Origin of the sequence: Corynebacterium sp. MC3 (assembly GCF_900099485.1) — a bacterium.
Classification (GTDB): domain Bacteria; phylum Actinomycetota; class Actinomycetes; order Mycobacteriales; family Mycobacteriaceae; genus Corynebacterium; species Corynebacterium pseudogenitalium.
Window position 1 is genome coordinate 328,358 of record NZ_LT622815.1, and the last position, 26,420, is coordinate 354,777.

Below are 26,420 nucleotides of genomic sequence, written 5' to 3' on the forward strand. Positions count from 1 at the left end.
AACAAAGGAGACGAGGAGCATTATGGCGAGTAGGGTTTTCCAGTGCCTCGAACCAGAAGAACGCGAACAAGGACTGCAGGCAGCAGAAGCCGCAGTGAAAGAGGGGCGTTGCATCGTCCTTCCTACTGACACCGTCTACGGCATCGGCGCCGACGCATTTAATAACCAGGCGGTGGCGACACTGCTGGCAACGAAGCGGCGGGGCCCCGATATGCCGGTGCCAGTGTTGGTAGGGTCTTGGACTACTATCCAGGGGCTCGTGCGGGAGTTCACGGACACCGCTAAAACTCTTGTTGAAGCATTTTGGCCGGGAGGGCTTTCGATCGTCGTTCCGGAAGCCCCGAGCCTTCCCTGGAATCTCGGCGACACTCGTGGCACCGTGTTGTTGCGGATGCCGAATCAACCCCTGGCGCTTGAACTTCTGCAGCGAACTGGCCCGATGGCGGTCTCGTCGGCGAACCTGACGGGCAATCCACCAGCGCTCAACGCGGCTGCTGCACGCCAGCAGTTCGGGGAGGCAGTCGGCGTGTATCTCGAGGGTGGGCCCGCCGAAGTTGGCACCCCGTCAACGATTATCGATATTTCTGGCCCTAGCCCAGTCATCCTGCGAGAGGGAGCTATCAGCACGGAACGCATTGCTCAAGTCCTAAAACTTGACCCAGAGCAGTTGCGGAGGAAGTAGATGGGCGGCGCCGGAGTCCCGCTGCGTGAATTGGGCTTGGTTCTGCTTGTTGCCGCAGCGATCACCTACCTGCTCACAGGCGTGGTGCGCACAGCGCTCGTTCGGACGGGCAGGGTGGCAGAGATCCGCAAACGCGATGTGCATACCCAGCCGACGCCTTCTGTCGGTGGCCTTGCCATGTTTACAGGGCTCGTATGCGCCCTTTTTCTTGCGCAGCAGCTCCCAGCGCTCACACGTGGGTTCGCACCGGTGACGCCCGAAATGACGGCAGTCTTCGCTGGTGCGAGCGGCATCGTGATTCTTGGAATTATCGACGACCTCTACGAGCTTGGGGCCGTCGTAAAGCTGTGCGGACAACTCTTGGTAGCTGGCCTCATGAGCTTTCTTGGACTGGTCTTTACCGTCTTTTACGTCCCGTTTGGGGAGGGGACCACGCTAATCCTCGATCAAGTGCAGGGTATGTTGTTGTCCGCGTTCTTCACTGTGTTGATTATCAACGCTGTGAACTTTGTTGATGGCATTGACGGACTCGCTGCTGGCCTGGGGATGATCGCCGGGGGAGCTATCCTTCTCTTCTCCCTCACTGTGCTCCACGACCAGGGTGGTGCTGTTTCGGCCTACCCGCCGGCGATCATTTGCTCGATTCTCGTCGGAATTTGTGCCGGGTTCTTGCCGCATAATTTCGAGCCTGCCCGAATTTTCATGGGGGACTCAGGCGCGATGCTTATTGGATTGCTGCTGGCAGCCGCGTCGACGTCAGCGTCGGGCAAGATCAACATGTCACTCTATGGGGCTGCGGACATGGTGGCATTAGTGAGCCCAATCATCGTTGTGCTTGCTGCAATTGCCTTGCCGTTGCTTGACCTGGTTTGGGCGGTCATCCGACGTGTGATCCGTGGCCAGCGACCGTGGGAGGCAGACGCCGGACATATTCACCACCGACTGCTTCGCCTCGGGCATACACACAGACGCACTGTTTTGGTCCTCTATATGTGGATTTCCGCAGTAGCCCTCGGTGCGGTGAGCTTTTCGATCGTCCCCACCCGATTTGCCGTAGCTTTTACCGTCCTTTCGTTGGTGGTGGCCTTTGTTGCGACGCTCATTCCATGGCTGAAAGGCAAGATCGGCCCGGTATCTGTGTAGGATGTCCAATCGTGGATACTCCAAAGAACCCTGTGACGCCGAACCTGGAAGTGTCAGACACTGAGCAGTATGAGGACCAACGGCGACCGCTACTGCGCGCGCTGCGCTTCGGAACGTTGGCATTGCTGGCGCTGCTTATCATTTCGCTGATGGCATGGGGAGCCGTGAGCGGCGCGCCAGGTCTTTGGGCTGTATTGATGGGGGTCGGTATTGGTGGTGGCTTTGTGCTGTTGACCGCTATCAGTGTTCTTGTGACGTCAAATTCCACCCCTACAACCACGATGGCTGTCGTACTCGGCGGTTGGCTCATCAAGATGGTCGTCATCGTGCTTATCTTGCTTGGGCTTCGGAACGCGACGTTTTACGACTCGACAGCATTCGGCGTAACTACGATCGCGGCACTTGTTGTTGCGTTAGGCGCCGAAGCCATGGGGGTACTGAGCGTACGAACGGCATATATTCAGAAGCCTTAAGGCGTACAGACATTTGCGTTGCTACCCCCTCGCCTTGGGGTGGCAACGCTTTTCTATGTCGGAATGTAGGGGAATTACTACCGAATTTGTGGGTGTCTACCCCTTTTTGGAACGGGTGTGGGGGAAGTAACATTTTAGGTGAAAACGCCAGTACCAGCCATATTTAATGGCGTGGTACCGAAAAATGCTCAGAAGAAGCTTTGGAAGACCCCCTAAAGCGTGAAAATACGCTGTGACCTGTTAAAGTATCGGGCGGGTTAGTTAAGGTTTGCTGCTTCCTTATTTTTCGCTGGAAGAAGCACGAAAATACATCCCCTGTCCCGTGGTAGAAGATGTGCGACGGAGTCCGCCACGGAGACAGCTTGTTGGAGACGTCCATCGCACCGCACATTAAGTGCGGCCCGAGAACGGGAGAGAACGCTGAGCGTTACAACTTTGGCCATGAAGGGTACATTCCACGCACCCCAATTGGGTCCAGAATTTTTCCCGGGGCACACGTTCGACCAGTTTATTGGTGAAGATTTCGCCAATGGCTGGTTCGCGCTGGACCGTATCATGCTGGTTCGCCTGTTCATGGCGGCAGTACTGGTGGTCCTCTTTGTTATTGCTTTTAGGAAGCCAAAACTGGTTCCTAAGGGTCTGCAGAATATCGGTGAGTTGGGCGTGGATTTCGTCCGCATCCACATCGCCGAAGACACGCTGGGGAAGAAAGAGGGCCGGCGCTTCTTGCCGGTAATCGCGACAATCTTCTTCACGATCCTGTTCATGAATGTCGCCACGATCATCCCTGGCCTCAACATCTCGCCAAACGCACGTATCGGTATGCCGATTGTGTTGGCCGTTGTCGCCTACATTGCGATGATCTACGCGGGCGTGCAGCGCTACGGCGTTGCCTTCTTCAAGCACTCGACCGTGATTCCTGGGTTGCCGTTCGCTCTGCACTTCCTTGTTGTGCCGATCGAGTTCTTCTCGACGTTCATTCTGCGTCCGGTCACGCTGGCACTTCGTCTTATGGCGAACTTCCTGGCTGGCCACATCATTCTCGTTCTGCTGTACTCTGCTACGAACTTCTTCTTCTGGCAGATCTCGGCCTGGACGAGTGTGTCAGGGCTGACCCTGATCGCGGCGTTGCTGTTCACCCTGTATGAGTTAATCATTATCTTCCTGCAGGCGTACATCTTCGCTCTGTTGACTGCGGTGTACATCGAACTGTCGCTGCATGCAGACGCGCACTAACAAAGCGCAACCTACTGGTCAAACTGAATAAACCCCATACAAATTGTCACTCGTTTGTTTGCAGGAAGCGTTGCAAGCAAACACCAAGAAAGGGAACGACTTTCACATGAACGACATCATTCTTGCTCAGGCAGCAGCCGCTACCGAATACACCGGTCTCGGCACCATCGGCTACGGCCTCGCTACCATCGGCCCTGGCATCGGCATCGGCATGCTGGTCGGTAAGACCGTTGAGGGGATGGCACGTCAGCCAGAGATGGCCGGCCAGCTGCGTACCACCATGTTCCTGGGTATCGCCTTCGTTGAGGCACTTGCCCTGATTGGCCTCGTTGCAGGCTTCCTGTTCTAAAAAGAACTCACGAATTCCACGTACACTTTTTAGATCAGGAGCAACCAATGACTAACGTCAACGATATTTTCGTGTTGGCAGAGGGAGAGAAGCTTCCGCTCGAGACGGAGCCGTCGATTCTCCTGCCTGCCATGTACGACGTGGTTTGGTCGACCGTTGTCTTCGTCATCGTGTTCTTGCTCTTCTGGAAGTTTGTCCTTCCGAAGTTCCAGGAAGTACTGGCGGAGCGCGAAGACCGAATCAAGGGCGGCATTGAGCGTGCTCAGGTTGCCCAGGCCGAGGCTAAGGCTGCTCTAGAAAAGAACAACGCTGAACTCGCTGAGGCACGTGCCGAAGCTGCTGAGATCCGTGAAGCTGCCCGGGCAAAGGGCAAGGAGATTCAGGCAGAACTTCGTGAGCGCGCTGAGGATGAGTCTCGTCGAATTGTTGAAGCAGGCGAAAAGCAGCTTCTGGCTTCCCGCGAGCAGGTCGTCGCTGAACTGCGCAACGAGATGGGTCAGAACTCCATCAGTCTGGCAGAGCGTCTGCTGGGTACCGAGCTTTCGGATGATACCCGCCGCTCGAACACGATTGATGCTTTCCTCGCCGAACTCGACAACGTTTCTACGAGGAAGTAGGCGAAATGAAGGCAGCTAGTCGCGAAGCACAAACAAAAGTTTCTGAGCAGCTTGATCAGCTGATTCAAGGGGCAGGGGACACCATTGCTGTTGCATTGCAGCTTGGTACGGAACTGTTCCTGACCGTGGATCAGCTGGACGCCGAGCGTGCACTGCGCATCGCTGTCGCTGATAACTCGCTTGATGCCGCGCAGCGTCGCGGGATCATCAACGATGTTTTCGGTGCCAAGGTGGCAGAGCCTACGGCACAGATCCTTGCTGCAGCAGCTTCCGAGGAGTGGTCAAACCCGCGCGAGTTCCGCGCAGGCCTGATCAACCTAGGTCGACGCGCCCTGATGAAGGGCGCGGAGGCTCAAGGGCAGTTGGAGCAGGTCGAAAACGAGCTGTACCAACTCTCCACCTTGCTTGAGAAGGAGCGGAAGCTTACTCAGCTTCTCTCCGACCGAACCGCTACAGCCGCACAGAAGCGCGGTCTGCTTGCGAATGTCATTTATGGCAAGGTCACCACGGTTACTGAAGCGCTAGCTTTGCAGGTCATTGGCCGTCCAGAACACCACCCGGTGGACGATCTCGCTGCTCTGGCAGCTGACGTCGCCGCGTTGCGTGGGAAGGCCGTGGCACGTGTGGTCACCGCACAGGCGCTCTCTGATGCGCAGCGCGATGCACTGGCACAGAAACTTGAGAACATTTACGGTCGTGAGATGGCGATCCATTCTGAGGTTGACCCCAGCCTCCTCGGTGGACTGACCATCCGAGTCGGCGATGAACTGATTGACGGGTCGACGCGCGGTAAGTTGAACCGCATGCGCACCGACCTTCTCGCCAACGCGACCCTTTAGTAAGAGATAATGCTGGAACAAACTACCGAGAGCAGGAAGAACATGGCGGAGCTGACGATCTCCTCCGATGAGATCCGTAGCGCGATAGCGAACTACACCTCGAGCTACTCCGCGGAGGCCTCCCGTGAGGAGGTCGGCGTGGTGACTTCGGCTGCAGATGGTATTGCCCAGGTTTCCGGGCTGCCAGGATGCATGACGAATGAGCTGCTCGAGTTTCCGAACGGCGTCATTGGCGTCGCACAGAACCTTGAGACCGATTCGATCGGTGTCGTGGTTCTGGGTAATTTCGAGACCCTCACCGAGGGCGACCAAGTAAAGCGGACAGGCGAAGTTCTGTCCATCCCGGTTGGGGAGGAATTCCTCGGCCGCGTTATTAACCCACTGGGCCAGCCAATTGACGGCCTTGGTCCAATTGAATCCAACGAAGAGCGCGCGCTTGAGCTGCAGGCTGCAGGCGTTCTCGACCGCCAGCCGGTTGAGGAACCAATGCAGACCGGTATCAAGGCTATTGACGCCATGACCCCAATCGGTCGTGGTCAGCGTCAGCTCGTCATTGGTGACCGTAAGACTGGTAAGACTGCAGTCTGCATCGACACGATCCTGAACCAGAAGCACTTCTGGGAGACCGGAGATCCGTCGAAGCAGGTTCGTTGCATCTACGTCGCGGTGGGCCAGAAGGGCTCCACGATCGCTGGCGTTCGTGCAACCCTCGAGCAGCACGGCGCGCTTGAGTACACCACGATTGTGGCTGCACCTGCATCCGACTCCGCAGGCTTCAAGTGGCTCGCACCATTCTCTGGTGCAGCGCTGGGCCAGCACTGGATGTACCAGGGCAAGCACGTGCTGGTGATTTACGATGACCTGACCAAGCAGGCAGAGGCATACCGTGCCATCTCGTTGCTGCTGCGTCGTCCACCAGGCCGCGAGGCATACCCAGGTGACGTGTTCTACCTGCACTCTCGTCTGCTGGAGCGTGCTGCGAAGCTCAACGATGAGCTGGGTGCAGGCTCGTTGACCGCACTGCCGATCATCGAGACGAAGGCTAACGACGTGGGTGCGTTCATTCCTACCAACGTCATCTCGATTACAGACGGCCAGGTCTTCCTCCAGTCCGACCTCTTCAACCAGGGTGTTCGCCCGGCTATTGACGTGGGCATCTCCGTGTCCCGTGTCGGTGGCGCTGCGCAGACTAAGGGTATGAAGAAGGTTGCAGGTAACCTGCGTCTCGACCTTGCTGCATACCGTGACCTGGAAGCGTTCGCTGCGTTCGCGTCCGACCTCGATGCAGCTTCGAAGCGCCAGCTCGAGCGCGGTCAGCGTCTCGTAGAGCTCCTCAAGCAGTCGGAGAACGCTCCGCAGCCTGTTGAGTTCCAGATCGTATCTATCTGGCTTGCAAACGAAGGCGCCTTTGACGTCGTTCCCGTCGAAGACGTGCGTCGCTACGAGTTCGAGCTGCAGGAGCACATTCGCTCCGTCGCTCCGGAAGTCTACGAACAGATCTCCGGTGGCGCTGCGCTCGACGATACGAGCAAGCAGACGCTGCTGCGCGTCAATGATGACTTCGCTCGCTCGTTCCAGTCCTCCACCGGTGAGCACATCGTGCGCGAGCCAGAGGCGGATCCGCTGGACAAGCGTGAGGTCAAGAAAAATACCCTTAACGTCGGCCGTCCCAAGAAGTAATTCTTGGAACAAGACGTAAACGTCTACATATAGGAAGGGAGGAGAGTAAACCATGGCAACACTTCGCGAACTACGTGACCGTATTAGGTCCGTAAACTCCACGAAGAAAATCACTAAAGCCCAGGAGCTGATCGCGACTTCGCAGATCACCAAGGCACAGCAGCGCGTCGAAGCGGCAAAGCCGTATGCCGACGAGTTGAAAGACGTCATGGAACGCCTCGCAGCTGCGAGCTCCCTCGATCACCCCATGCTCCGTGAGCGTGAGAATGGTCGAGTCGCAGCAGTCCTCGTGGTCACATCAGACCGCGGTATGGCCGGCGGGTATAACCACAACGTGTTGAAGAAGGCAGCAGAGCTCGAGCGCATGCTTGAGGAAGCTGGCTACGAAGTCGTCCGCTACATCACGGGCGGTAAGGGCGTAACCCACTACCGTTTCCGCGATATGGAGGTCGAAGGCTCTTGGACCGGTTGGTCCCAGAAGCCTTCGTGGGAAGCGACCCACGACGTTCGTCGCCACCTGATCGACGGCTTCATGGCGAGCTCTGAAGGGACCGCTAAGTGGCGCGAGGGCCTGCACGGCCCTGAGGGTCAGGAGGTTCGTGGCTTCGACCAGGTACACGTGGTGTACACAGAATTTGTGTCGATGTTGACACAAGAAGCCAGGGTGCACCAGTTGCTCCCAATTGAGCCGGTGCTTGAGGATTACGAGTACGAGCAGGAAGACATGCTCACCACAAGCGGGGATGTGCAACCGGACATGGATTTCGAACCTGATGCGGATACGCTGATGGACGAACTGCTTCCGGCGTATGTTTCTCGCTCGCTGTACTCGATTTTCTTGGAGGCATCTGCAGCGGAGTCCGCTTCACGTCGTACGGCGATGAAGAACGCTACGGACAATGCGACCGAATTGGCGAACAACTTGTCCCGTGAGGCTAACCAAGCCCGTCAGGCAAAAATTACCCAGGAAATCACCGAGATTATCGGCGGCGCTGGCGCGCTGTCTGGTAGTGGAGAAAGTGACTAAATCATGACTACTGCTCACTCTTACGACGAGCTCGGCGAGGAGCCAACGGGTCAGGCTCAGAATGAGTCCGATTTCGCTCAGAACCCGGCAGGGTCTGAGAATGGCCGCGTCGTGCGCGTCATCGGCGCAGTCGTCGACGTGGAGTTCCCGCGTGGCGAGCTGCCCGCTTTGTACAACGCGCTTGAGGTTGACATCGACCTCGGCGAAATGTCCCGCACCATCGTGCTTGAGGTGGCCCAGTTCTTGGGTGACAGCCTCGTCCGCACGATCGCCATGGCACCAACCGACGGTCTGGTTCGTGGCGCACAGGTACGCGACTCCGGCAATCCGATCTCCGTTCCGGTTGGCGACCAGGTCAAGGGCCACGTGTTTAACGCGCTTGGTCAGTGCTTGGACGACCCATCGGTCGGCGTCGGTGGTGAGCGATGGGGCATCCACCGCGAGCCACCAGCGTTCAAGGACTTGGAAGGTAAGACCGAGATCCTTGAGACCGGCATTAAGGTCATCGACCTGCTTACCCCTTACGTGAAGGGTGGCAAGATTGGCCTCTTCGGTGGTGCTGGTGTCGGTAAGACAGTTCTCATCCAGGAGATGATTACGCGTATTGCACGCGAGTTCTCCGGTACCTCCGTGTTCGCCGGCGTCGGCGAACGTACCCGTGAGGGTACGGACCTCTTCCTCGAGATGGAGGACATGGGCGTTCTTCCAGATACGGCCCTTGTTTTCGGCCAGATGGATGAGCCGCCAGGGGTTCGTATGCGTGTCGCGCTGTCCGGCCTGACCATGGCGGAGTACTTCCGCGATGTTCAGAACCAGGACGTGCTCCTGTTCATCGATAACATCTTCCGTTTCACCCAGGCTGGTTCTGAGGTTTCGACCCTGCTGGGTCGTATGCCATCGGCCGTGGGCTACCAGCCAACGCTGGCAGACGAGATGGGTGTTCTCCAGGAACGCATTACCTCGACCAAGGGCCGTTCGATTACGTCGCTGCAGGCAGTTTATGTTCCGGCTGACGACTACACCGACCCGGCTCCGGCCACGACCTTCGCTCACCTGGACGCGACGACCGAGCTTTCGCGTTCCATTGCTTCCAAGGGTATTTACCCAGCAGTGGATCCGCTGACCTCGACCTCGCGCATCCTTGAGCCAGGTATCGTTGGCGAGCGTCACTACGAGGTTGCACAGCGAGTTATCGGTATTCTGCAGAAGAACAAGGAACTGCAGGACATCATCGCAATTCTCGGTATGGACGAGCTTTCCGAAGAGGATAAGGTCACGGTTATGCGTGCTCGTAAGATCGAGCGCTTCCTGGGCCAGAACTTCTTCGTCGCTAAGAAGTTCACCGGCGACGAGGGCTCCTACGTACCTCTCGAGGAGACCATCGATGCCTTCGAGAAGCTATGCAACGGTGAATTCGATGCATACCCAGAGCAGGCATTCAACGGCCTGGGTGGCTTGGATGACGTTGAGGCTGCCTACAAGAAGCTGCAGGGCTAGGAGGCAATAATGGCTGAACTTACCGCTCAATTAGTCTCGGTAGACCGTTTGCTCTGGAAGGGTCCAGCAAGCATCGTGACTGCTCAGACTACCGAAGGTGAGATCGGCATTCTGCCTGGCCACGAACCCATCCTTGGTCAGCTCAAGGACAATGGTGTCGTGACCATCCGCCCAATCGACGGCGAGCGCATCGTCGCCGCCGTCCAGGGTGGGTTCCTTTCCGTGCAAGGTGACAAAGTGACCATTCTTGCGGATTACGCCATCTTCGCCCACGAAGTGAATCGTGATGAAGCTCAGGCAGAGCTTCAGAACATTGATGACGCACTCGCGAAGTCTCGTGCAGAGGCCGAGCTTGCTGCCGTCCGTCGCAGTGAATCTCGCTAACGCGGTCACCGCGTAGGAGGAAGGTAGAGCGCCACGCTCAACCTTGTAAAGCCCCGCTGTTTTAGCAGCGGGGCTTTCCGTTTCTTCGTTGCTTGCACTGGCAGCGAAGGTCGCTAAAATGAAGCGCATACTTTCATCAAGGTCGGTTTGAACGAAGCAGAGGTGCAATGTGATCGTTTTACTGTACGTGGCATTGTTCTTTGTGTTCTTTGTTATTACTGTGTGCGTGTGGCGCTTTTTAATGTTCCGCAACTCCGGCGCGATAGGCCTGTTCCGACAACTCCCGGCCACCGGGGTCCACGGTTGGCGCCACGGTGTGCTGATCTATCACGCGGAGGAGCTCCGTTTTTATAAACTGCGGTCCTTGTCATTCCAGTACGACATGTGCATTGAGCGCACCCAGACCAGCTTCGAGGGAATGCGAGCGCTGAGTCAAGAAGAGCAGTCGTTCATGCCAGGGATTAAGGAAGCCGTGCTACTGCACGGTGCCGATGGCAATATTGAATTCGCGGGCCAGAAGCGCGCGCAGATGGCGTTGATTTCATGGATTGAGTCTGCACCTGATGAGCGGCAGGAAAAGGTTGATTACGAGGCGCTGCGTCGGCGTGCGCTGCGTGACCGCGGCCGCGATCAGCGCAACTAGCGGGATAATTCCGTACAGAATGACACGACCGGTAGCCTAGTATCCATGCGTCTTGTCATTGCTCGCTGTTCAGTAGATTATGTTGGTCGTCTTGATGCGCATTTGCCGTCTGCGCTTCGCCTTATTTTGATGAAAGCTGACGGGTCTGTGTCGATCCACGCAGACGACCGTGCTTATAAACCACTGAACTGGATGACACCGCCGTGCACGATACGTGAACAAGCCGTCGTGGATATTGATGGGGAAGACACGGGGGACGAGTTGTGGATCGTGGAGAACCCAAAAGGCGAGCAGCTTCGCATTACAGTCGAGGAGATCGTGTCCGATACCAACGTGGAGCTCGGTGAAGATCCAGGTCTTGTGAAGGACGGGGTGGAAGCGCACCTACAGGAGCTGTTGGCTGAGCATATTTCTACGCTCGGCGATGGGTTTACGCTCGTCCGCCGTGAGTATCCGACGGCGATTGGCCCAGTTGACCTGCTCGCCAAGGATGCAGACGGCAAGACAGTTGCCGTTGAGGTGAAACGCCGGGGAGGGATCGACGGCGTCGAGCAGCTCAGCAGGTATGTTGAACTGCTCAACCGCGATAGCGTACTTCGTCCAGTACAGGGTGTGTTCGCTGCGCAGGAGATTAAGCCACAGGCCCGCACGCTCGCGGAAGATCGTGGTTTTCGCTGTATTGTGCTGGACTATGACGACCTGCGTGGAATCGAATCAGACGAGCTGCGCCTGTTTTAGAGGAGCGATGTAGCAGTGCCGCGAAGAAATCGGCGTCAAAACATCCAGCCGAGCTATATACTCCCGCGGGATGGGTCCACGTTTATCGGCACCCAAGAAATGGAAGGGCCGCGGTGGACGCATGGTGAGATCTACAAAGTGCGTCAGATTGGTTCTTCCGCAGCGCGGAAGTTCTACGTGTGCCCGGGATGTAATCAGAACATTCCTCCAGGAGTAGCCCATGTCGTTGCGTGGCCGAAGGAAGTGGGGCGCGGGGCGGATGATCGCCGTCACTGGCATAAACATTGTTGGTCGAGGCGGTAGGGTATGAGGCATGATTGCAGCATTTTCAGTAGCACCAGCCGTCACTGACACGCCGAACGCGGAGATGTCGCAGGCCGTGGCACGCGCCGTGAAAGTAGTTCGTGAATCGGGGCTGCCGAATGAGACGACAGCCATGTTCACCACGGTTGAGGGTGAATGGGACGAAGTCATGGACGTTATTAAGCGTGCGACGCAGGCGGTGGAGGAAGTGTCTCCACGTGTTTCGCTGGTGATTAAGGCGGATATCCGCCGTGGGTTTACAGATATGCTCCACCAGAAGATGGAGTCTTTGAACAAGCATCTTGAGGAGAACTAGGACGTGACAGGACCACAATTTACGGCAGGGGCCGTTGATTTAGCTCAGGTAGCGAAGCAAGCGGAGGCCCGCGAGGAAATGAAGCGCGAGGGGTTTGTCCCAGTATTTACGGTTACTGAGGCAGATTTGGAAGCCAAGGTACTGCAGCGCTCAATGCAGATTCCGGTTGTCGTTCACGTCGGTAGTGCGCGTTCAGCTGATTCCGAGTCGCTACGGGCGACGTTGACCAAGTTGGCTACCGGTCAGCGAGGATTCGCGTACGCATACGTTGATGCTGATGCCACTCCGCAGATCGCGCAGGCGCTTGGCGTACGGATGGTTCCGACCACGCTCGCGCTCGCTGCTGGGCGCCCACTGACGAGCTTCGAGGGGGATCAGTCGGAGGAAGAATTGAAGCCTTGGCTCGAGGCATTGGTGAGCAACGTTGGCAGGCAGTTGCAGGGCCTAGACGAGGAGCCCGTTGAGGATGCTGCCCCAGCAGAGGACCCGCGTTTGGAAGAGGCAGCTCGTGCGATGCAGGCAGGTGATTTCGATCAGGCTACGGCTATCTACGATGCGATGCTGAGCGAGGAGCCTGGTAACAAGGAGGTTGCGCAGGCGAAGGCGACGGTGGCCGTCGTCAAGCGGCTTGACCCTGCGAACTTGTCGGTTGATCCTATTGCTGATGCTGCGGAGCACCCTGACGATGTCGCGAAACAGATGGTGGCTGCTGATGCTGAGCTCGTGTCCGGTGCGCCTGAGAAAGCATTCGACCGTCTGTTGGGCTTGATCAAGCAGTCTCCAGAGGCGAAGGAGCGACTGCTCGAGCTCTTCGGGCTTTTCGACGCCGGCGACCCGCGTGTGCTCGCCGCTCGTACGAAGCTTGCGAGTGCGCTGTTCTAGCGTGACATGCAAAAGCCCGGACCTGCAGGAACTCCTGAGGCCCGGGCTCTAGCGTTCTAGCGGCTCAGCTTGTACAGCTGTGCGCTCATTGCTGGTACGTGCAGCTCGATCGAGTGAGGGAAGTGATCCCACTGAACATCGTCGCTGTGCACAGTGTGTGGCAGGTCGTTGTTGGCACCGCCGTAGACGCCTGCGTCCGTGTTGATGAGTAGCTCCCACTCACCGGCGACCGGCAGGCCGATCCGGTAATTTGGCTGGGAAGTTCCGGACATGTTGATGACGGCCAGCACAGGGTTGCCCTCGGTATCCCACCGGAGGTAGGCGAGGATGTTGTGCTGTGAGTCGTCGCCCTTGACCCACTGGAATCCGGCAGGCACGTTGTCCTGCGCGTACAACGCAGGGGTGTCGACGTACACTCGGTTGAGGTCGCGAACTAGTTGCTGGATACCGCGGTGGTACTCGTGGCCCCAGCCGTCAGAAATATTGTCCCAGTTGATTGAGTTCGCTTCGTCCCACTCGGTGGTCTGGCCCCAGTCACAGCCCATGAAGAGGAGCTGCTTGCCTGGGTGGGAGAACATATAGCCGAAGAGCGTGCGAAGGCCGGCGGCCTTGTTCCAGTCGTCGCCTGGCATGCGCTGCCAAAGCGAGCCCTTGCCGTGGACTACTTCGTCGTGGCTAAACGGCAGGACATATTGCTCGGAAAACGCGTACACGAGGGAGAACGTGATTTCGTTGTGGTGGTATGAGCGGTGAATCGGGTCGAGGGAGAAGTACTCGAGTGTGTCATTCATCCAGCCCATGTTCCACTTCAGGGAGAAACCGAGGCCGTCGTTTTCCGTCATAGCGGTCACGCCTGGCCAAGCAGTAGACTCCTCCGCGATGGTCACGATGCCTGGGTGGTTGCGGTGAACCGTTGCGTTCATCTCTTGCAGGAACTGGACAGCGTCCCAGTTCTCGCGCCCACCGAACTGATTTGGAAGCCATTCGCCGGGTTGGCGGGAGTAGTCAAGGTAGAGCATTGACGCGACGGCGTCGACGCGGAGGCCATCAATGTGGAACTCTTCGCACCAGTACAGAGCGTTTGCGACCAAGAAGTTGCGAACTTCGTTGCGTCCGAAGTCAAAGACGTAGGTGCCCCAGTCTTTTTGCTCGCCACGGCGCCAGTCGGGGTGCTCGTACAACGCGGTGCCGTCGAAGCGGGCGAGCGCCCAGTCATCCTTTGGGAAGTGTGCGGGGACCCAGTCGACGATGACCCCGATGCCTGCTGCGTGTAGGTCGTTGACGAGTGCGCGGAAGTCATCTGGAGTCCCCCAACGGGCGGTTGGGGCGTAGTACCCCGTGACCTGGTAGCCCCAAGAGCCACCGAATGGATGCTCGGCTACCGGGAGGAACTCGACATGGGTGAAGCCGTTTTCCATGAGGTACGGTACGAGCTCGTCGCGCATCGTCTGGAAGGTTGCGCCCTTCTTCCATGAGCCGACGTGGCACTCGTAGACGCTCATTGGGGAGTTGGTCGGGTCTGCTTCGCTGCGCTTTTGCGCCCAATCCTCATCTGTCCACTTGAACTCGGAAGGGGCGGCAACCACGGAGACGGTCTCTGGAGGTGTCAGCGTTTGCTTCGCCAGAGGGTCGGCCTTGTCGATGCGACGGCCGTCGGACGTCTGTACTGCAAATTTGTACGTGGTGCCTGCCTCAATGCCCGGGATGAAGATCTCCCACACTCCAGTCGAACCGAGGACGCGCATCGGGTACTGGTTTGGGTTCCATGCACAGAAGTCACCGACGACGGCCACGCCCTGTGCATTCGGTGCCCACACAGCGAACGAGGTACCAGTGACGGTGCCGAGCGTCGTCTCGTAGGTACGGACGTTGGCGCCGAGCACCTCCCAGAGACGCTCGTGGCGGCCTTCGCTAATCAGGTGCAGGTCGAGCGTGCCGAGTGTAGGCAGAAAGTGATATGCGTCGGCGACGGTCACCGGGTCGCCCTCGGGATAGTGAACCTTGAAGCGATAGTCGGGCGCAGTGGTGTCGGTCAAGCCGATCGCCCAAATATCGTCGCCAAGGGACTGCATTTGCCGGATCTCATCGTGGATGAGTAACTCGACGTTCGTTGCGCCGAGGAATCGGGTGCGAATGAGGGAGCCCTCGGGTGCCGCGTGCCATCCGTAGAAGTCGTGCGGTGCGTGGTGCTTGCATTCGAGGAGGCGGTGCCGGTCGTGAGCCGGGATCAGCAGTGCTGGGTTGACTGAATTTGCAGACATAATGATCTTTCTAGCGTCTGTTTGGTCGCGGTTGTTATGGGCGGTAGTCGTGATCTGAAATTTGCCGGAAAGCGAGCGCTTCTCTCTTCTGTGGCGCAACATCAGGCAGCTTGAGAATGTGAGCGACGTTGACTTCCGGTGCGAGGCGCACGTAGTTTTCTGATCCCCAGTCGTAGTACGCGTCAGTTACCAAGTCATGGACGGCAAACTGCGCACCATATTCGAGACCAACTGCCGGCGCGTCGAGGTACAGCGTGCCTTCCTGCGCGTTCCAAGGGTCGAGATTAACGACGACGAGGACCGCGTTGCCAGAGATCGCATCGACCTTCGAGTACGCGAGGATCTGGTCGTTGTCCACGTGATGGAAGCGAATTTGACGTAGCTGCTGCAGCGCAGGCTGCGCCTTGCGGAAGCGGTTCAGCGAAGTGATGTAAGGCTCTAGAGACTGCCCGTTATCGAGGGCTGTCTGGAAGTCGCGTGGGCGCAGTTCATACTTCTCGGAGTGGTTGTACTCTTCGCTACCTTCTGCGACGGCTTCGCCTTCGAAGAGCTCAAAGCCGGAATATACGCCCCACAATGGGCTCATTGTGGCGGCAAGCGTGGCGCGAATTGCGAACGCGGCTGGACCTCCGTACTGCAGCGAGGCGTGCAAGATGTCAGGCGTGTTCACGAAGAGGTTCGGGCGCGAGACATCCGCGACGTCGACCATGTGCTCAGCGAAGTCGATGAGGTCACTCTTAGATACTTTCCAGGTGAAGTGAGTGTAGGACTGGGAGAACCCTGCCTTCGACAGCCCGTACATCACTGGTGGGCGGGTAAACGCTTCGGCCAAGAAGATGACGTCGGGGTGCGTCTCGTGGACGCGGGTGATCAACCAGTGCCAGAAGTTCACCGGCTTCGTGTGCGGATTGTCCACACGGAACGTTCGGATGCCCAGGTCTACCCAGTACATGACAACCCGGTAAATCTCCTCGTAGACCTTCTCCGGGTTGTTATCGAAGTTGATCGGGTAGATATCCTGGTACTTCTTCGGCGGGTTCTCGGCGTAAGCAATCGTGCCGTCTTCCAAGATGGTGAAGAAGTCGGGGTGCTCGCTCGCCCAAGGGTGATCCGGCGCAGCCTGCAAGGCCAAATCCAGCGCTACCTCCAATCCGAGTTCGTGCGCATGGTCAAGCATCGCGCAAAACTCTTTCTCACCACCGAGCTGCGGGTGGAAGGCATCGTGCCCACCGTCTCGTGAACCGATCGCCCACGGGGAGCCGACATCACCCTCCTCGGCGACAAGTGTGTTGTCTTTGCCCTTCCGGTTGATCTCACCGATTGGGTGGATAGGAGGGAAGTAGACCGTGTCAAAGCCCATTGCAGCAACGCGATCGAGCGCCTTCGCAGTGGTAGCCCAGGTACCGTGAACCGGGTTGCCTTCATCGTCCCAACCGCCGGTGGAACGCGGGAAGAGCTCGTACCACGAGTTCACCAGCGCATCGCGTCGTTCTACGTAGATATCGCAAATAGGCCCATGGGTGACGAGCTCCCGAAGCGGAAAAGCATTGAGTACTTCGAGTACTTCGTCAGAAATGCCGGCGAGAATTCGTTCAGCCAGTGGCAGCGCGGGATTATCAAGCGCCGCAGCGGCCCGTTCGAGCACCTCGCGGTCTGGGGCCGGAGTCTGCGCAATTGCGGCTTCAAAAAGGTGGATGCCGTGGGCGATGTCGTTCGCCATTTCTTCGGTAGTCTGCCCGGCCTCCAGCTTCTTTGTGACGGCGTTGCGCCACGTCGCCATGACGTCACTCCACGCATCAACGCGGTAGCGCCACAGCCCCTGAGCATCGGGGACAAACACCGCATGGGTGTAGTCCGGGCGGTACGGTTCTTGCTGCATGTGAATGGAGTACTGTTCTCCATTCGGATCCGTAATAACCAAGCTTGCAGCGATAGCGTCGTGGCCTTCTCTCCACACCAGGGCAGAGACTGGCACAACCTCACCTACCACCGCCTTTGCCGGAAGAGTTCGCCCGGAAACTTGAGGGCGTACGTCGTCGATACCAAAGCGTGCAACCATGTCGTTTTTGTCCTCACATGTGGCCGATGGAAGTCGGACACACCTATAGGTGTGCTCTTTCTTCTCTCAGACTAGCTAACTCTCGCGTTAAATATCGACATAAGGGTTCGCTTTCATCCGTGGCGATTCTCATACAACGATATGGTTACACTGAGAACTCAGTCGCTTGTTTTTCTATCCACCAAGACGCCGAAGTAGAAAGAAGCCAGAATGGTAGCCGTGAACGAACCAACCACTGATCCAGATCTGCTTATCGACTTCCGAGGAGTCGAGTTTATTCGCGGAGGCAACACGCTTGTTGGCCCTATCGACTGGCAGGTGGAGCTCGACGAACGTTGGGTCATCGTCGGCCCAAATGGCGCCGGCAAGACCACACTGATCCGAATGGCGGCTGCCCAAGAGTTCCCATCGCGCGGCGTCGCATTCGTACTCGGAGAGCGCATCGGTAAAACAGATATGCGTGACCTTCGCGCGGCAATCGGATTGACGTCCTCAGCGATTGCTTCGATGATTCCGCCAAGTGAAAAAGTTGGCGACGTCGTCGTCTCCGCAGGCTACGCGGTCGTCGGGCGTTGGCGCGAGCAGTACGAGGACGTCGACTACGAGCAAGCACTCGAAGTCCTGGAACAGGTCGGGGCTATGCACCTTATCGACCGCACGTGGGGAACGCTCTCAGATGGAGAAAAGAAGCGCGTCCTCATCGCCCGCGCGGTCATGATCGACCCAGAACTGCTCATCATGGACGAACCGGCGGCAGGTATGGATCTCGGCGGACGCGAGGACCTCATCGCATACCTCGGCGACCTCGCACTCGACCCCGATGCGCCAGCTATGGTGATGATCACCCACCATCTGGAAGAAATCCCATATGGTTTTACACATGCCTTGCTGCTCGACGAAGGAACAGTGATCGCCCAAGGTCTTATCGAAGACGTATTGACCAGTGAAAACGTCTCTAAGGCGTATCATCAGCCAATCGAAGTGCAGCACGACGACGGCCGGTTCTATGCACGCCGTGCACGAAGCGCACGAAGTGGTGCGCACCGCGCATAACACCACGCGAGGAGGTGGAGCACCGTGTACCGCAAAACCGGCGCATTTTCTGTCGACGCAACAGACGCCGTCGACGCAACAGAAACCAGTGGGTTCAACGGGTCACGCCTGTCTGCCACCGTCATCCTCATCCGCGACACTCCCGACGGAATCAAGGTGTGGATGCAAGAACGAGTCATGAGCATGAAAAACTACCCAGGCATGACAGTTTTTCCCGGAGGTGGCGTCGATAGTCGCGACTTCCCACCCCGCGCCTGGAATGATGGAGACCTGTGGATTGGCAAGTCGGCAGTCTCTGTTGCACGAAGGCTCGGCGTCACCAAATACAAGGCACATGCCCTGCTGTTTGCCGCTGTTCGCGAATTGTTCGAAGAAACCGGAACACTGCTCGCCGTTGACGACGAAGGAACCCTACTCGGCGACGCACGTCCTTTCCACGACCAACGGCTCAAACTCGTCTCGCACGAGATCTCGCTTACGGACATGCTGCAGGCCAATGAACTCAACGTCTGCAGCGACCTCCTCATCCCATTTGCACGCTGGGTAGGTTGCTCGCACCGAGGTAACTGGTTCGACACCTTCAGCTTCCTCGCAAAAGCACCCATCGGACAAGAACCAGACGCGGAAACCGGCGAGGCAGACGACGCAAACTGGTTCTCCCCGAAGCTACTCATGGAAGGATGGCGCGCCGGGCTCGTTCGCTTCGTGCCATCAACATGGGGGCAACTCCAACAGCTGTGCTCCTGCGACACCTTCGAGGATGCGGTCAAACTTGCACGCAACGCCGACATGCGCCCGATCATCGGAGACCCCGCCGATGATCCGCGCTACCACGAGTTTTTCCACCAGCACCCGACAGATAGGATCGGGACGCCCAAATGAGTTTTACTTTGGACGAGGTTGGGTTCCTACGGGACAACCTGCAAAAGATTCTGGCGCTTGGACCGGACCTCGAACTCATTCCAAGTACGCTAATTCGCGACAGAGCCGTACTGGAAAAGGAATTCGGCGATCATGCCCGTGTCGTTTCGGAGTTACTCGCTGCGCAGCGCAGCGCCCGTGGGAAGATGCCCGAACATTGGCTTACCGATAGCGACGCCGCGCAACAAGCAACGCCACAGCTCGTTGCCGAATACAGAGCGCAGCTGATCAAGGATTTCGGAGCAGCCACGGTCCACGACGTGACCTGTTCAGTGGGAAGCGAAGGGGCGTCGATAAGAAAACAACAGCTCTCTTGGATAGGCTCCGATCTCGATCGCGTACGGCTTGCGATGGCTCAAGCAAACCTTGCCGACGCCAACGTGCTCCTCTGCCAAGCCGATGCACTGCAACCCATTAGCCGCGCCGATGTCATCGTGGCTGACCCAGCACGACGCGCCAACGGCCGACGAATCACCGACCCAGCAAAACTCCTACCACCCCTGCCAGACCTCGTGGAAGCACATCGTGGCAGAGAACTCGCAGTAAAGTGTGCACCCGGAATCGACTACAGCGAGTGGAGCGGGCTCGTCAGCGTCGTCTCTCTCGATGGCGGCGTCAAAGAAACCTGCCTGTACACAGAAGGTTTCGGATCCGGCATTCGCGAAGCGGTGGTGCTGCGCGCGGACGGTTCGCGAGAGATAGTGAGGTCGGACGAGCCTGACGACACCACTGTCGCCGAACCAGGTACTTGGATGATCGAGCCCGACGGAGCGATCATCCGCGCCGGGCTAGTTCGCCACTGGGCGCACCGGCACAGCTTGTGGATGGTGGACCCGCACATTGCATTTCTTACGGGTGATGAGCTTCCCTCAGCAACGAGTGGCTTCCGTTTCTTAGAGGCTGTGCCGTTCAAGCGTCTTAAGGCAGCACTGGCCAACTATCAAGCGGGGGCGCTTGAGATCCTCGTACGCGGGGTAGACGTCAACCCGGACCAGCTTCGGAAGAAGATGAAGCTGAAAGGGCACCGACAGATGGCGGTACTTATTGCGCGAACAGGCAACAGCCCGACTGCATACATTTGCGAGGCAAGGGAGCATCAGCGCGTAGGGTAGTGCGCATGAAGTATCTCGATCACGCTGCAACTACTCTGATGCGTCAGGTAGCAATCGATGCCTGGGTTGAACACGCAGGTGCGTTGAATCCCGGTGCGCAACACGCAGCGGGACGCCAAGCCAACGCGGTGCTTGCCGATGCAAGAGAACAAGTCGCGGAGTTGCTTGGCGCGGACCCGGTTGAAGTGATTTTCACAGGCTCGGGCACCGAGGCAGACAACATCGCGGTCCGCGGTCTCTACGAAGCCATGCGTGGCAAGCAAGGGGACCGGGTGGTGTGTTCACCGGTTGAGCACTCGGCAGTGCTCGAGACTGTCAAGGCACTAGGAGCACAGCACGTGGATTGGCTCCCGGTAGGCGACGACGGCCACCTGTCGGACCTCGAGGCGCTTGACACTCCGGCAGCTGTGGCCGCAGTGATGTGGGCAAACAATGAGACTGGCGCACTCCAGCCAGTGAAGGAGGTTGTTCGCAGAGCTGCGCTTCAGAACACTCCTGTTCATGTGGATGCTGTGCAGGCCGTTGGAAAGGTCCCCGTTCACTTCCACGACCTCGGTGCTACCACATTGGCAGCGAGCGCACATAAGTTTGGTGGGCCACGCGGAACCGGCCTACTGCTAGCGAAACGCTCGCCGGCGCCGACCGCATCGATTCACGGTGGCGGCCAGGAACGTGGACTGCGACCAGGGACGGTAGACGTGGCCTCTGCCGCTGCAACAGCTGTAGCACTGGCGGAAGCATGCTCTGAGATGGATCGTGAACGCGAACGCGTGAAGGAACTTCGCGATGCACTCGTGGCAGGTGTACAGCGTGAGGTCCCGGACGTGGTGGTAACAACCCAGGAGCCAGCTGTGGAGGGGCATGCCCACTTCATGTTCCGCGGTGCCCACGGGGACGCGATGCTGATGCTGCTCGACTCGTTGGGCATCGCTGTATCAACTGGGTCTACATGCGCAAGTGGTGTGACCCGAATGAGTCATGTGCTTGAGGCGATGGGCGTGGAGGAAGCGCTCGGCTTGGGCGCGCTACGAATTTCGCTGGGGCGAACGAACACACGTGAGGACGTCGACTACTTTGTCCAGAACATCGCTGATGTAGTTGCGAAGGCGCGAGCGGCGGGGAACATGTAGATCTCACGCGATAGTGGGCGAGTTAACGTCGATGTGTTGGCGTTGTTTGCCGGGCCCGAACCAGTACAAGCATCATGCTGGTTCGGGCCTTTCATACTTTCGACCCAACCCAACGGGGGTAAAACACGGGGGTACCAACTGTTCAACGATCGCGAAAAGGTCTGCCTAACGCATCCATAGGGCCTAAGTTTGGCTACACCAGACCACGAAAGGTTTTTAGCATAAAAAGGTTGTGCATTAATAGTGTCGACGACACGTGTCGAATGACACATGTCGCGCCTGGTAATCCCGATTTGCTAAGTATTCTCTTACCCACTGTTGCACTAGAGCGCATAATATACGGGTGGGTTGATTGTTGAACACCCGTCGACAGGTGTCGGTGGGTTTGTTGAACATGTTGGGTTGCCTGTGGTGAAACCTGAGTGTTTTTTAAGCTATGTGTGCAGGTTGTAGGGCTAGATGTGTTGAACAATCCGAGTTTTGTAGGCGTGTTTTTGCCTGTTTTGTTGTCGTGTTTTGGGTGGATTGGCCATGTATAGTTGCGGTGCATAAACTTGGGGTCAGAACAACGAAGGGTTTCATGTTCCACCGGTTGGGTGGTGCGTGATGGAAGGTATAAGGATTGTGACAACGATGATGAACAGCATTGCGCGGAAGGTATGTGTAGCAGCGTGTGTGTTGGCCGTTGCGGCTAATGGTGCACAGGTTGCTCACGCGGAGATGGCTGTTGCTGACTCGTCGGTCACAGTGACCGCTGACGGGCCGGGTGCGGTCTTTCACAACTCGGTAACACAGCCGGGGCGTATTTCGACGTTGAAGTTTACGGATGCCCGCTCCATTGCTGGCAGCCAGGAGTCCTCACTGTATGTGGACCTGCGTGCCGATGGTGCGCTAGTGGATTTAGAGTCTGACCTTAACGTGGATACCTACCGTGATGGGGACACCCAGGTGGTCATCTACCGCGGTGAAGACCAGGGCGCTGGTGTGTCGGTGGAGCGTGAATACCGCTTTGCAGGCAACCGTGTCGATGTCATTGTGCGGGTGACCAACAACAAGGATTCCTCGGCGTTTGTGCAGGCGGATCTGACGAACCAGATTAACTCCCAGGTCGGGCTTTCCGGCTCCTATGATGATGGGAAGTTTGTTGTTGCCCCGGCACAGCTTGGCTATGAGACCTCGGTGTCGTTCGATAATGCAACCTCGTCTGGTGTAGCCGATGCGTTCCAGCGCACCACGGCTTCCGGTGAGGTTGGGTTTGTGGATCCAGCAGGGGCCAGCTTCCAGCGTGGGCGTTGGTTTGAGCGCATTGATGCAGGCAACACGTTGACTGCTGCCATGCACATGGAGGTTGCAACCCAGGACAGTGCTGTTGATTCTGATGGTGACGGTCTGCCGGATATGTGGGAACGCGAAGGCGTTACCCTAAGCGACGGTACGGCCATGCCACTGAATCAGTGGGGTGCTGATCCTGAGCGCCCGGATTTGTTCCTGCAGCTTAATTGGATGAACTCGCAGTGGCAGCAGGCTGGCTGCGACACACCTGGTGCGGATGCTGCCATGTGTGCGCAGATGTCGGTGGCAAGCTACCGCCCACACCGCGATATTTTGCAGCAACTGGTGGATCGCTTCGACCAGTACGGGGTCAACCTGCACATCGATGCGGGCGATACCTACACCAACATTGCAAACTATCCGACGCGTCATGGTGGGCAGACTGAAGCCTATGCCCCGTACTACTTTGAGGGCACCATCCCGGGCATGAAGCTGGTCGATAATATCGATACCATTTTGGGTGCACGTGCGGCAGTCTTCCGCGTTGGTGTCATTGGGGACCAGATGCAGCGTGGCCACTGGGGTACCGGGTTGGCCCTGGTTGCGGATAACTCGTTTTATGTTGCCAAGCATGAACGCATGCGCACCGATGATCAGCTGCGCAACACGATCATGCACGAGCTCGGCCACACGCTGGGGCTCAACCACAATGGTTCGATGAAGTTCGCCAACGAGGTCCCGCAGTCGGATTACCTGCCGAACTACTACTCGGTGATGAACTACCTCTACCAGTTCACCCACTTTAACTACTCGGATGAAGAATCCGTCTCCGGTGGGCCACTGCCAGAGGTATGCAACCAGCCAGGCATGGACTGCTACAAAGGTGACTACCGTGTGCCAGCCGACTGGGACAACCTGATGATCAACACCGGCAAGATTGGTAAGGACTACAACTCCACCATCGGTGCCGCCGATGTGAAGGTTGATGGTAAAGCGCTTGCCGCGCAGCAGGAAGCGATGCAGCAAGCTGAGGCCGCGCAGGGCAGTGCGAAGGTTGCTGTTGTAGGTGACCCTGAGCTTCACCGTGGTGAGAATACGGTGAGCTTGAAGGTTGCAAATCCTGGGTTGGATGCGGCCCGGATGCGTGTTGAGGTTGTCTACCCGTCGGGGAAGGCCGAGCAGGTTGTTACGGTTGCAGGCCAAGGCGAGGCGACGGTTGCGCTGCCAATCAGTGTTGGTGTGGTGAAGACGTCGTCGTTGCCGTTGGATGTGCGTGTGGTCAATGAGGATGGCTCCCAAGCCTTTGCTGGCCGGTTTGATGTTGCCGCGGTCATGGATGCGGATGTTGATGGTGATGCGATGGCTGGTGCGCCTCGTAAACCGCAGCAGAATACGCAGACTGCCCCGACGACGGCGAAGGCTGGTAAGCATGAGTCTTCGCAGCAGTTGACGACGGCGCAGCGCCCAGCGGCGAGTGTGCAGGATGATCGTCAGGATGCGGCAAGCAAGGATCGTATCCAGGCGGAGGGTGAGACGAATATTGCGGCGATTGTTGCTCCGATTGTGGTGCTGCTGCTGTTAATTGGTGGTGGTGTTGCCGCGGCGATGTCTGGTGGTCTGCACTTCTAGCTAGTTGTTCTGTGGGGCCTGTGGTGCCGGGAGTGTTCCCGGTGCCGAGGGCTCCGTTTTTCTATTGTGTGTCGGGCTGGGGTGTGGGATTGTTCCCCGGCAGCACGAACTATTTTCGAGTGGCATGAGGGGGTGCACCAGAATCCGGGTTTTGCCGCCCGTCGTGACGAGAACTTGCTGGTCGTGTCTGCGTGTGGTGGGAATGTGGTGCCCAGCCAACATACAGGCAGATAGTACTGAAGCGTCTGATGATTTGTGTGTGTCGCGTGTGAATGGTGTGACTGGTGTGCGCTAGAGTGTCGCGTATGTATGTAGCCCCTAGACTTCGCTCTGCAACCGCGGCTTTTGTGGCCGCGACGCTTGCCCTTGCGCTTACTGTTTTTGCACCTCAATCGTTGAGTCCTCATGCGGATGCTCAATCAATCCCTGGTCTGATCTCTGGCGTTGATGTGGCTGATCACCAGCGCCCTGGTGGTGCGCCAATCAACTGGAAGATGGCAGGAACGGTCGGTGGGCAGCACTTTGCGTTCGTCAAGGCGACTGAGGGAACGACGTACAAGAACTCGTTTTACGAAGAAGATGTCAAAGCTGCTGCAGATGCAGGTTTGAAGGTCGGTGCATATCACTATGCGCGACCGGGGATGGACCCTATTGCGCAGGCTCGCCACTTCGCAAACGTCATTAACGCTGGCCCTGCGCAGCAGCTGCCACCAGTTCTTGACCTTGAGGTCGATGAGGGGCTTGGTCCAACACAGCTCGCGGCGTGGACGCAGATCTTCCTCACTGAGTTGGAGCGTGCATCGGGCAAGCGGCCGATGCTCTATACCTACCGTTATTTCTGGTACGAGCGGATGAACAACACCAACGCGTTTACTAGCTACCCGCTGTGGCTTGCCGCATACCAGAACCAGCCGCCACGTCCGGTCGGTGGCTGGGACAAGTTGACGTTCTGGCAGCGTAGCGACTCCGGCCGGGTCGCTGGTATTCCGGCGACTGTCGATATGAACTTGTTTAACGGCACCGGTGCACAGTTCGGCGGTTTCGCCGCTGGCAATCTCGGTTCCGCAGGTGGCGTCCTTGAGACGTTCCAGGTGCCGGACTCCGATCAGCTTGAGGTTCTGGAACAGAACAGCACGGCGCTGGTCGTCGCGATCCTCGCGTTGGCCGCCGGTGCCCTGGGTGCATCACAGGTTGCGTCGGAGGCTGCGAAATTCGGCTTTGATATTAAGGACGCGAACAACATCGCTGGCCTTGTCCAGCGCCTGGCTTCTCAGGGCGAACTGCCCGTGGATGACCTGCGTAACATGATGATTGGTGATTACCAGGTTGGTGACCTGCTGATCCTGTTGGATAACGCTGCGCACTAGACGTCGGTAGGCGCGTCGTAGCGAGGGCTCGTAGCAAGGCTACGGGCCCATTTTTCGTGCTTGAACTGCGCAGGCACGGCGCCTTTGAGCAGTTCACGGTTTAGCGAAGGGCTGGCCTCGATTGGTGTGTTTGCGGCGATGAGGACGATGTTGCCGTAGCGGCGGCCTTTCAGCATTGGTGGGTCCGCGATTGCGGCAACGTGTGGCCACACTTCGAGCATGCCAGCCAGTTCTTCCTTCGCTTCTTTGAGATCCGCGTGGCTGCCGCAGTTTGCCACATATATTCCTGACGGGCTGAGTGATTTCCGCGCTTGCTCGAAGAACTCCACCGTGGTCAGGTTTCGTGGAGTGATCGCTGATGAGAAGACATCGCGAATGATGATGTCGCGGGTGTTGGGTTTGAAGCTGTCGGTGACTTCGCGGGCGTCACCGACTCGTATTTTAACGACGGGTGAACGGGGGATATCGAAAAGTTCGCGGGCGAGCTCGGCAAGTGACATGTCAATTTCCACGACAGTGTTGCGCGAGCCGTTCCACTTAGAAGCAAAGTAGCGGGGCAGTGTGCAGGCAGCGCCACCGAGGTGGGTTAGGCGTGGTTTGGGCCAAAGGGGGACGTCGACAAGCTGTTGGTCGTTCAGAAAATCAGCGATCCACCTCATGTATTCGAAGTCCAGCCGTTCTGGGTCGCCGGGGACGATGTGGGAGCTCGGCACGCCGTTGACGAGGAGCACCATGGAGCCGTCCGGTTCGTGGAGAACCTCCGCAACGCCGGTATCGATTTCATGGAATTCACTTTTTGCTGCCATG

At 57.7% G+C, this 26,420-nt stretch carries 25 protein-coding genes; 22 read left to right on the forward strand and 3 right to left on the reverse strand.

Annotation, left to right across the window (positions count from 1 at the left end; genetic code table 11):
- Nucleotides 1-22 precede the first annotated feature (22 nt).
- From BQ4436_RS08330 to BQ4436_RS08400, 16 genes are all read left to right on the forward strand, one after another.
- On the forward strand, nucleotides 23-682 hold the full coding sequence (locus BQ4436_RS08330; RefSeq protein ID WP_070362619.1) for an L-threonylcarbamoyladenylate synthase: 660 nt from the start codon (nucleotides 23-25) through the stop codon (nucleotides 680-682).
- Entirely contained in the window at nucleotides 683-1,825 is a 1,143-nt protein-coding gene (locus BQ4436_RS08335; protein ID WP_070976341.1) for an MraY family glycosyltransferase, read from the forward strand. It begins immediately after the preceding gene.
- 11 nt (nucleotides 1,826-1,836) lie between these two features.
- Nucleotides 1,837-2,298: a hypothetical protein gene (locus BQ4436_RS08340; protein ID WP_240492719.1), complete on the forward strand. Its 462-nt coding sequence runs from the start codon at nucleotides 1,837-1,839 to the stop codon at nucleotides 2,296-2,298.
- Nucleotides 2,299-2,739: 441 nt separating this feature from the next.
- Nucleotides 2,740-3,534, forward strand: coding sequence for a F0F1 ATP synthase subunit A (gene atpB, locus BQ4436_RS08345; protein ID WP_070362617.1), 795 nt, complete (start codon nucleotides 2,740-2,742; stop codon nucleotides 3,532-3,534).
- 106 nt (nucleotides 3,535-3,640) lie between these two features.
- Nucleotides 3,641-3,883, forward strand: coding sequence for an ATP synthase F0 subunit C (locus BQ4436_RS08350; protein WP_070362616.1), 243 nt, complete (start codon nucleotides 3,641-3,643; stop codon nucleotides 3,881-3,883).
- A 47-nt stretch (nucleotides 3,884-3,930) separates the two neighbouring features.
- Nucleotides 3,931-4,500 carry a F0F1 ATP synthase subunit B gene (locus tag BQ4436_RS08355; RefSeq protein ID WP_070976342.1) on the forward strand — a complete coding sequence of 190 codons (570 nt, stop codon included), beginning with the start codon at nucleotides 3,931-3,933 and terminating at the stop codon, nucleotides 4,498-4,500.
- Between the two features lie 5 nt (nucleotides 4,501-4,505).
- On the forward strand, nucleotides 4,506-5,339 hold the full coding sequence (locus tag BQ4436_RS08360) for a F0F1 ATP synthase subunit delta (RefSeq protein WP_070976344.1): 834 nt from the start codon (nucleotides 4,506-4,508) through the stop codon (nucleotides 5,337-5,339).
- 9 nt (nucleotides 5,340-5,348) lie between these two features.
- Nucleotides 5,349-7,019 carry a F0F1 ATP synthase subunit alpha gene (gene atpA, locus BQ4436_RS08365; RefSeq protein WP_070362613.1) on the forward strand — a complete coding sequence of 557 codons (1,671 nt, stop codon included), beginning with the start codon at nucleotides 5,349-5,351 and terminating at the stop codon, nucleotides 7,017-7,019.
- 52 nt (nucleotides 7,020-7,071) lie between these two features.
- The gene (locus BQ4436_RS08370; RefSeq protein WP_070362612.1) at nucleotides 7,072-8,046 is read left to right on the forward strand and encodes a F0F1 ATP synthase subunit gamma; all 975 of its coding nucleotides are present in this window, start codon (nucleotides 7,072-7,074) and stop codon (nucleotides 8,044-8,046) included.
- Between the two features lie 3 nt (nucleotides 8,047-8,049).
- Nucleotides 8,050-9,543, forward strand: a complete 1,494-nt coding sequence (atpD, locus tag BQ4436_RS08375) for a F0F1 ATP synthase subunit beta (RefSeq protein WP_070362611.1) — start codon at nucleotides 8,050-8,052, stop codon at nucleotides 9,541-9,543.
- Between the two features lie 9 nt (nucleotides 9,544-9,552).
- Nucleotides 9,553-9,927: a F0F1 ATP synthase subunit epsilon gene (locus tag BQ4436_RS08380; RefSeq protein ID WP_070362610.1), complete on the forward strand. Its 375-nt coding sequence runs from the start codon at nucleotides 9,553-9,555 to the stop codon at nucleotides 9,925-9,927.
- A 169-nt stretch (nucleotides 9,928-10,096) separates the two neighbouring features.
- A complete protein-coding gene (locus BQ4436_RS08385) occupies nucleotides 10,097-10,570 on the forward strand; it encodes a DUF2550 domain-containing protein (protein ID WP_070976346.1) in 474 nt (157 codons plus the stop codon).
- A 45-nt stretch (nucleotides 10,571-10,615) separates the two neighbouring features.
- The gene (gene nucS / locus BQ4436_RS08390; RefSeq protein ID WP_070479532.1) at nucleotides 10,616-11,308 is read left to right on the forward strand and encodes an endonuclease NucS; all 693 of its coding nucleotides are present in this window, start codon (nucleotides 10,616-10,618) and stop codon (nucleotides 11,306-11,308) included.
- Nucleotides 11,309-11,323: 15 nt separating this feature from the next.
- Nucleotides 11,324-11,611 (forward strand): hypothetical protein, encoded by a 288-nt coding sequence (locus BQ4436_RS12565; protein WP_071573411.1) that lies wholly within the window; start codon nucleotides 11,324-11,326, stop codon nucleotides 11,609-11,611.
- Nucleotides 11,612-11,621: 10 nt separating this feature from the next.
- Nucleotides 11,622-11,927, forward strand: a complete 306-nt coding sequence (locus tag BQ4436_RS08395; protein ID WP_070362607.1) for an MTH1187 family thiamine-binding protein — start codon at nucleotides 11,622-11,624, stop codon at nucleotides 11,925-11,927.
- A 3-nt stretch (nucleotides 11,928-11,930) separates the two neighbouring features.
- Nucleotides 11,931-12,809 (forward strand): tetratricopeptide repeat protein, encoded by an 879-nt coding sequence (locus BQ4436_RS08400; protein WP_070976347.1) that lies wholly within the window; start codon nucleotides 11,931-11,933, stop codon nucleotides 12,807-12,809.
- Between the two features lie 56 nt (nucleotides 12,810-12,865).
- Here the strand turns inward: BQ4436_RS08400 and glgB are convergent, their stop codons facing one another.
- Both glgB and BQ4436_RS08410 read right to left on the reverse strand, forming a co-directional pair.
- Nucleotides 12,866-15,070 carry a 1,4-alpha-glucan branching protein GlgB gene (gene glgB, locus BQ4436_RS08405; protein WP_176754840.1) on the reverse strand — a complete coding sequence of 735 codons (2,205 nt, stop codon included), beginning with the start codon at nucleotides 15,068-15,070 and terminating at the stop codon, nucleotides 12,866-12,868.
- Between the two features lie 34 nt (nucleotides 15,071-15,104).
- Nucleotides 15,105-17,129, reverse strand: coding sequence for a maltotransferase domain-containing protein (locus tag BQ4436_RS08410; RefSeq protein WP_070976349.1), 2,025 nt, complete (start codon nucleotides 17,127-17,129; stop codon nucleotides 15,105-15,107).
- Nucleotides 17,130-17,339: 210 nt separating this feature from the next.
- On the opposite strand from BQ4436_RS08410, the gene BQ4436_RS08415 reads away from it, so the two are divergent.
- From BQ4436_RS08415 to BQ4436_RS08440, 6 genes are all read left to right on the forward strand, one after another.
- A complete protein-coding gene (locus BQ4436_RS08415) occupies nucleotides 17,340-18,182 on the forward strand; it encodes an ABC transporter ATP-binding protein (protein WP_070362604.1) in 843 nt (280 codons plus the stop codon).
- A gap of 24 nt (nucleotides 18,183-18,206) precedes the next feature.
- Nucleotides 18,207-19,064 carry an NUDIX hydrolase gene (locus BQ4436_RS08420; protein WP_070362603.1) on the forward strand — a complete coding sequence of 286 codons (858 nt, stop codon included), beginning with the start codon at nucleotides 18,207-18,209 and terminating at the stop codon, nucleotides 19,062-19,064.
- Complete coding sequence (locus BQ4436_RS08425; protein WP_070976351.1) at nucleotides 19,061-20,215, forward strand: THUMP-like domain-containing protein; 1,155 nt, start codon at nucleotides 19,061-19,063, stop codon at nucleotides 20,213-20,215. Before BQ4436_RS08420 ends, BQ4436_RS08425 begins: the two co-directional genes overlap by 4 nt.
- Before the next feature lie 5 nt (nucleotides 20,216-20,220).
- Nucleotides 20,221-21,345, forward strand: a complete 1,125-nt coding sequence (locus tag BQ4436_RS08430) for a cysteine desulfurase family protein (protein ID WP_070976460.1) — start codon at nucleotides 20,221-20,223, stop codon at nucleotides 21,343-21,345.
- A 633-nt stretch (nucleotides 21,346-21,978) separates the two neighbouring features.
- On the forward strand, nucleotides 21,979-24,246 hold the full coding sequence (locus BQ4436_RS08435; protein ID WP_070976353.1) for a hypothetical protein: 2,268 nt from the start codon (nucleotides 21,979-21,981) through the stop codon (nucleotides 24,244-24,246).
- A gap of 305 nt (nucleotides 24,247-24,551) precedes the next feature.
- Complete coding sequence (locus tag BQ4436_RS08440; RefSeq protein WP_070362600.1) at nucleotides 24,552-25,613, forward strand: glycoside hydrolase family 25 protein; 1,062 nt, start codon at nucleotides 24,552-24,554, stop codon at nucleotides 25,611-25,613.
- Here the strand turns inward: BQ4436_RS08440 and BQ4436_RS08445 are convergent.
- A complete protein-coding gene (locus BQ4436_RS08445) occupies nucleotides 25,610-26,419 on the reverse strand; it encodes a spermidine synthase (protein WP_070479190.1) in 810 nt (269 codons plus the stop codon). The genes BQ4436_RS08440 and BQ4436_RS08445 overlap by 4 nt on opposite strands.
- Between the last annotated feature and the right edge of the window lies 1 nt (nucleotide 26,420).

What these genes read in the sequence shown, in the direction of transcription:
- BQ4436_RS08410 (WP_070976349.1), bottom strand. Translation starts at nt 17,129, where the DNA reads ATGGTTGCACGCTTTGGTATCGACGACGTACGCCCTCAAGTTTCCGGG.
- BQ4436_RS08440 (WP_070362600.1), top strand. Translation starts at nt 24,552, where the DNA reads ATGTATGTAGCCCCTAGACTTCGCTCTGCAACCGCGGCTTTTGTGGCC.
- BQ4436_RS08395 (WP_070362607.1), top strand. Translation starts at nt 11,622, where the DNA reads ATGATTGCAGCATTTTCAGTAGCACCAGCCGTCACTGACACGCCGAAC.
- nucS (WP_070479532.1), top strand. Translation starts at nt 10,616, where the DNA reads ATGCGTCTTGTCATTGCTCGCTGTTCAGTAGATTATGTTGGTCGTCTT.
- BQ4436_RS08370 (WP_070362612.1), top strand. Translation starts at nt 7,072, where the DNA reads ATGGCAACACTTCGCGAACTACGTGACCGTATTAGGTCCGTAAACTCC.
- atpB (WP_070362617.1), top strand. Translation starts at nt 2,740, where the DNA reads ATGAAGGGTACATTCCACGCACCCCAATTGGGTCCAGAATTTTTCCCG.
- atpA (WP_070362613.1), top strand. Translation starts at nt 5,349, where the DNA reads ATGCTGGAACAAACTACCGAGAGCAGGAAGAACATGGCGGAGCTGACG.
- atpD (WP_070362611.1), top strand. Translation starts at nt 8,050, where the DNA reads ATGACTACTGCTCACTCTTACGACGAGCTCGGCGAGGAGCCAACGGGT.
- BQ4436_RS08415 (WP_070362604.1), top strand. Translation starts at nt 17,340, where the DNA reads ATGGTAGCCGTGAACGAACCAACCACTGATCCAGATCTGCTTATCGAC.
- BQ4436_RS08445 (WP_070479190.1), bottom strand. Translation starts at nt 26,419, where the DNA reads ATGGCAGCAAAAAGTGAATTCCATGAAATCGATACCGGCGTTGCGGAG.
- glgB (WP_176754840.1), bottom strand. Translation starts at nt 15,070, where the DNA reads ATGTCTGCAAATTCAGTCAACCCAGCACTGCTGATCCCGGCTCACGAC.
- BQ4436_RS08425 (WP_070976351.1), top strand. Translation starts at nt 19,061, where the DNA reads ATGAGTTTTACTTTGGACGAGGTTGGGTTCCTACGGGACAACCTGCAA.
- BQ4436_RS08360 (WP_070976344.1), top strand. Translation starts at nt 4,506, where the DNA reads ATGAAGGCAGCTAGTCGCGAAGCACAAACAAAAGTTTCTGAGCAGCTT.
- BQ4436_RS08350 (WP_070362616.1), top strand. Translation starts at nt 3,641, where the DNA reads ATGAACGACATCATTCTTGCTCAGGCAGCAGCCGCTACCGAATACACC.
- BQ4436_RS08330 (WP_070362619.1), top strand. Translation starts at nt 23, where the DNA reads ATGGCGAGTAGGGTTTTCCAGTGCCTCGAACCAGAAGAACGCGAACAA.
- BQ4436_RS08430 (WP_070976460.1), top strand. Translation starts at nt 20,221, where the DNA reads ATGAAGTATCTCGATCACGCTGCAACTACTCTGATGCGTCAGGTAGCA.
- BQ4436_RS08335 (WP_070976341.1), top strand. Translation starts at nt 683, where the DNA reads ATGGGCGGCGCCGGAGTCCCGCTGCGTGAATTGGGCTTGGTTCTGCTT.
- BQ4436_RS08380 (WP_070362610.1), top strand. Translation starts at nt 9,553, where the DNA reads ATGGCTGAACTTACCGCTCAATTAGTCTCGGTAGACCGTTTGCTCTGG.
- BQ4436_RS08435 (WP_070976353.1), top strand. Translation starts at nt 21,979, where the DNA reads ATGATGAACAGCATTGCGCGGAAGGTATGTGTAGCAGCGTGTGTGTTG.
- BQ4436_RS08355 (WP_070976342.1), top strand. Translation starts at nt 3,931, where the DNA reads ATGACTAACGTCAACGATATTTTCGTGTTGGCAGAGGGAGAGAAGCTT.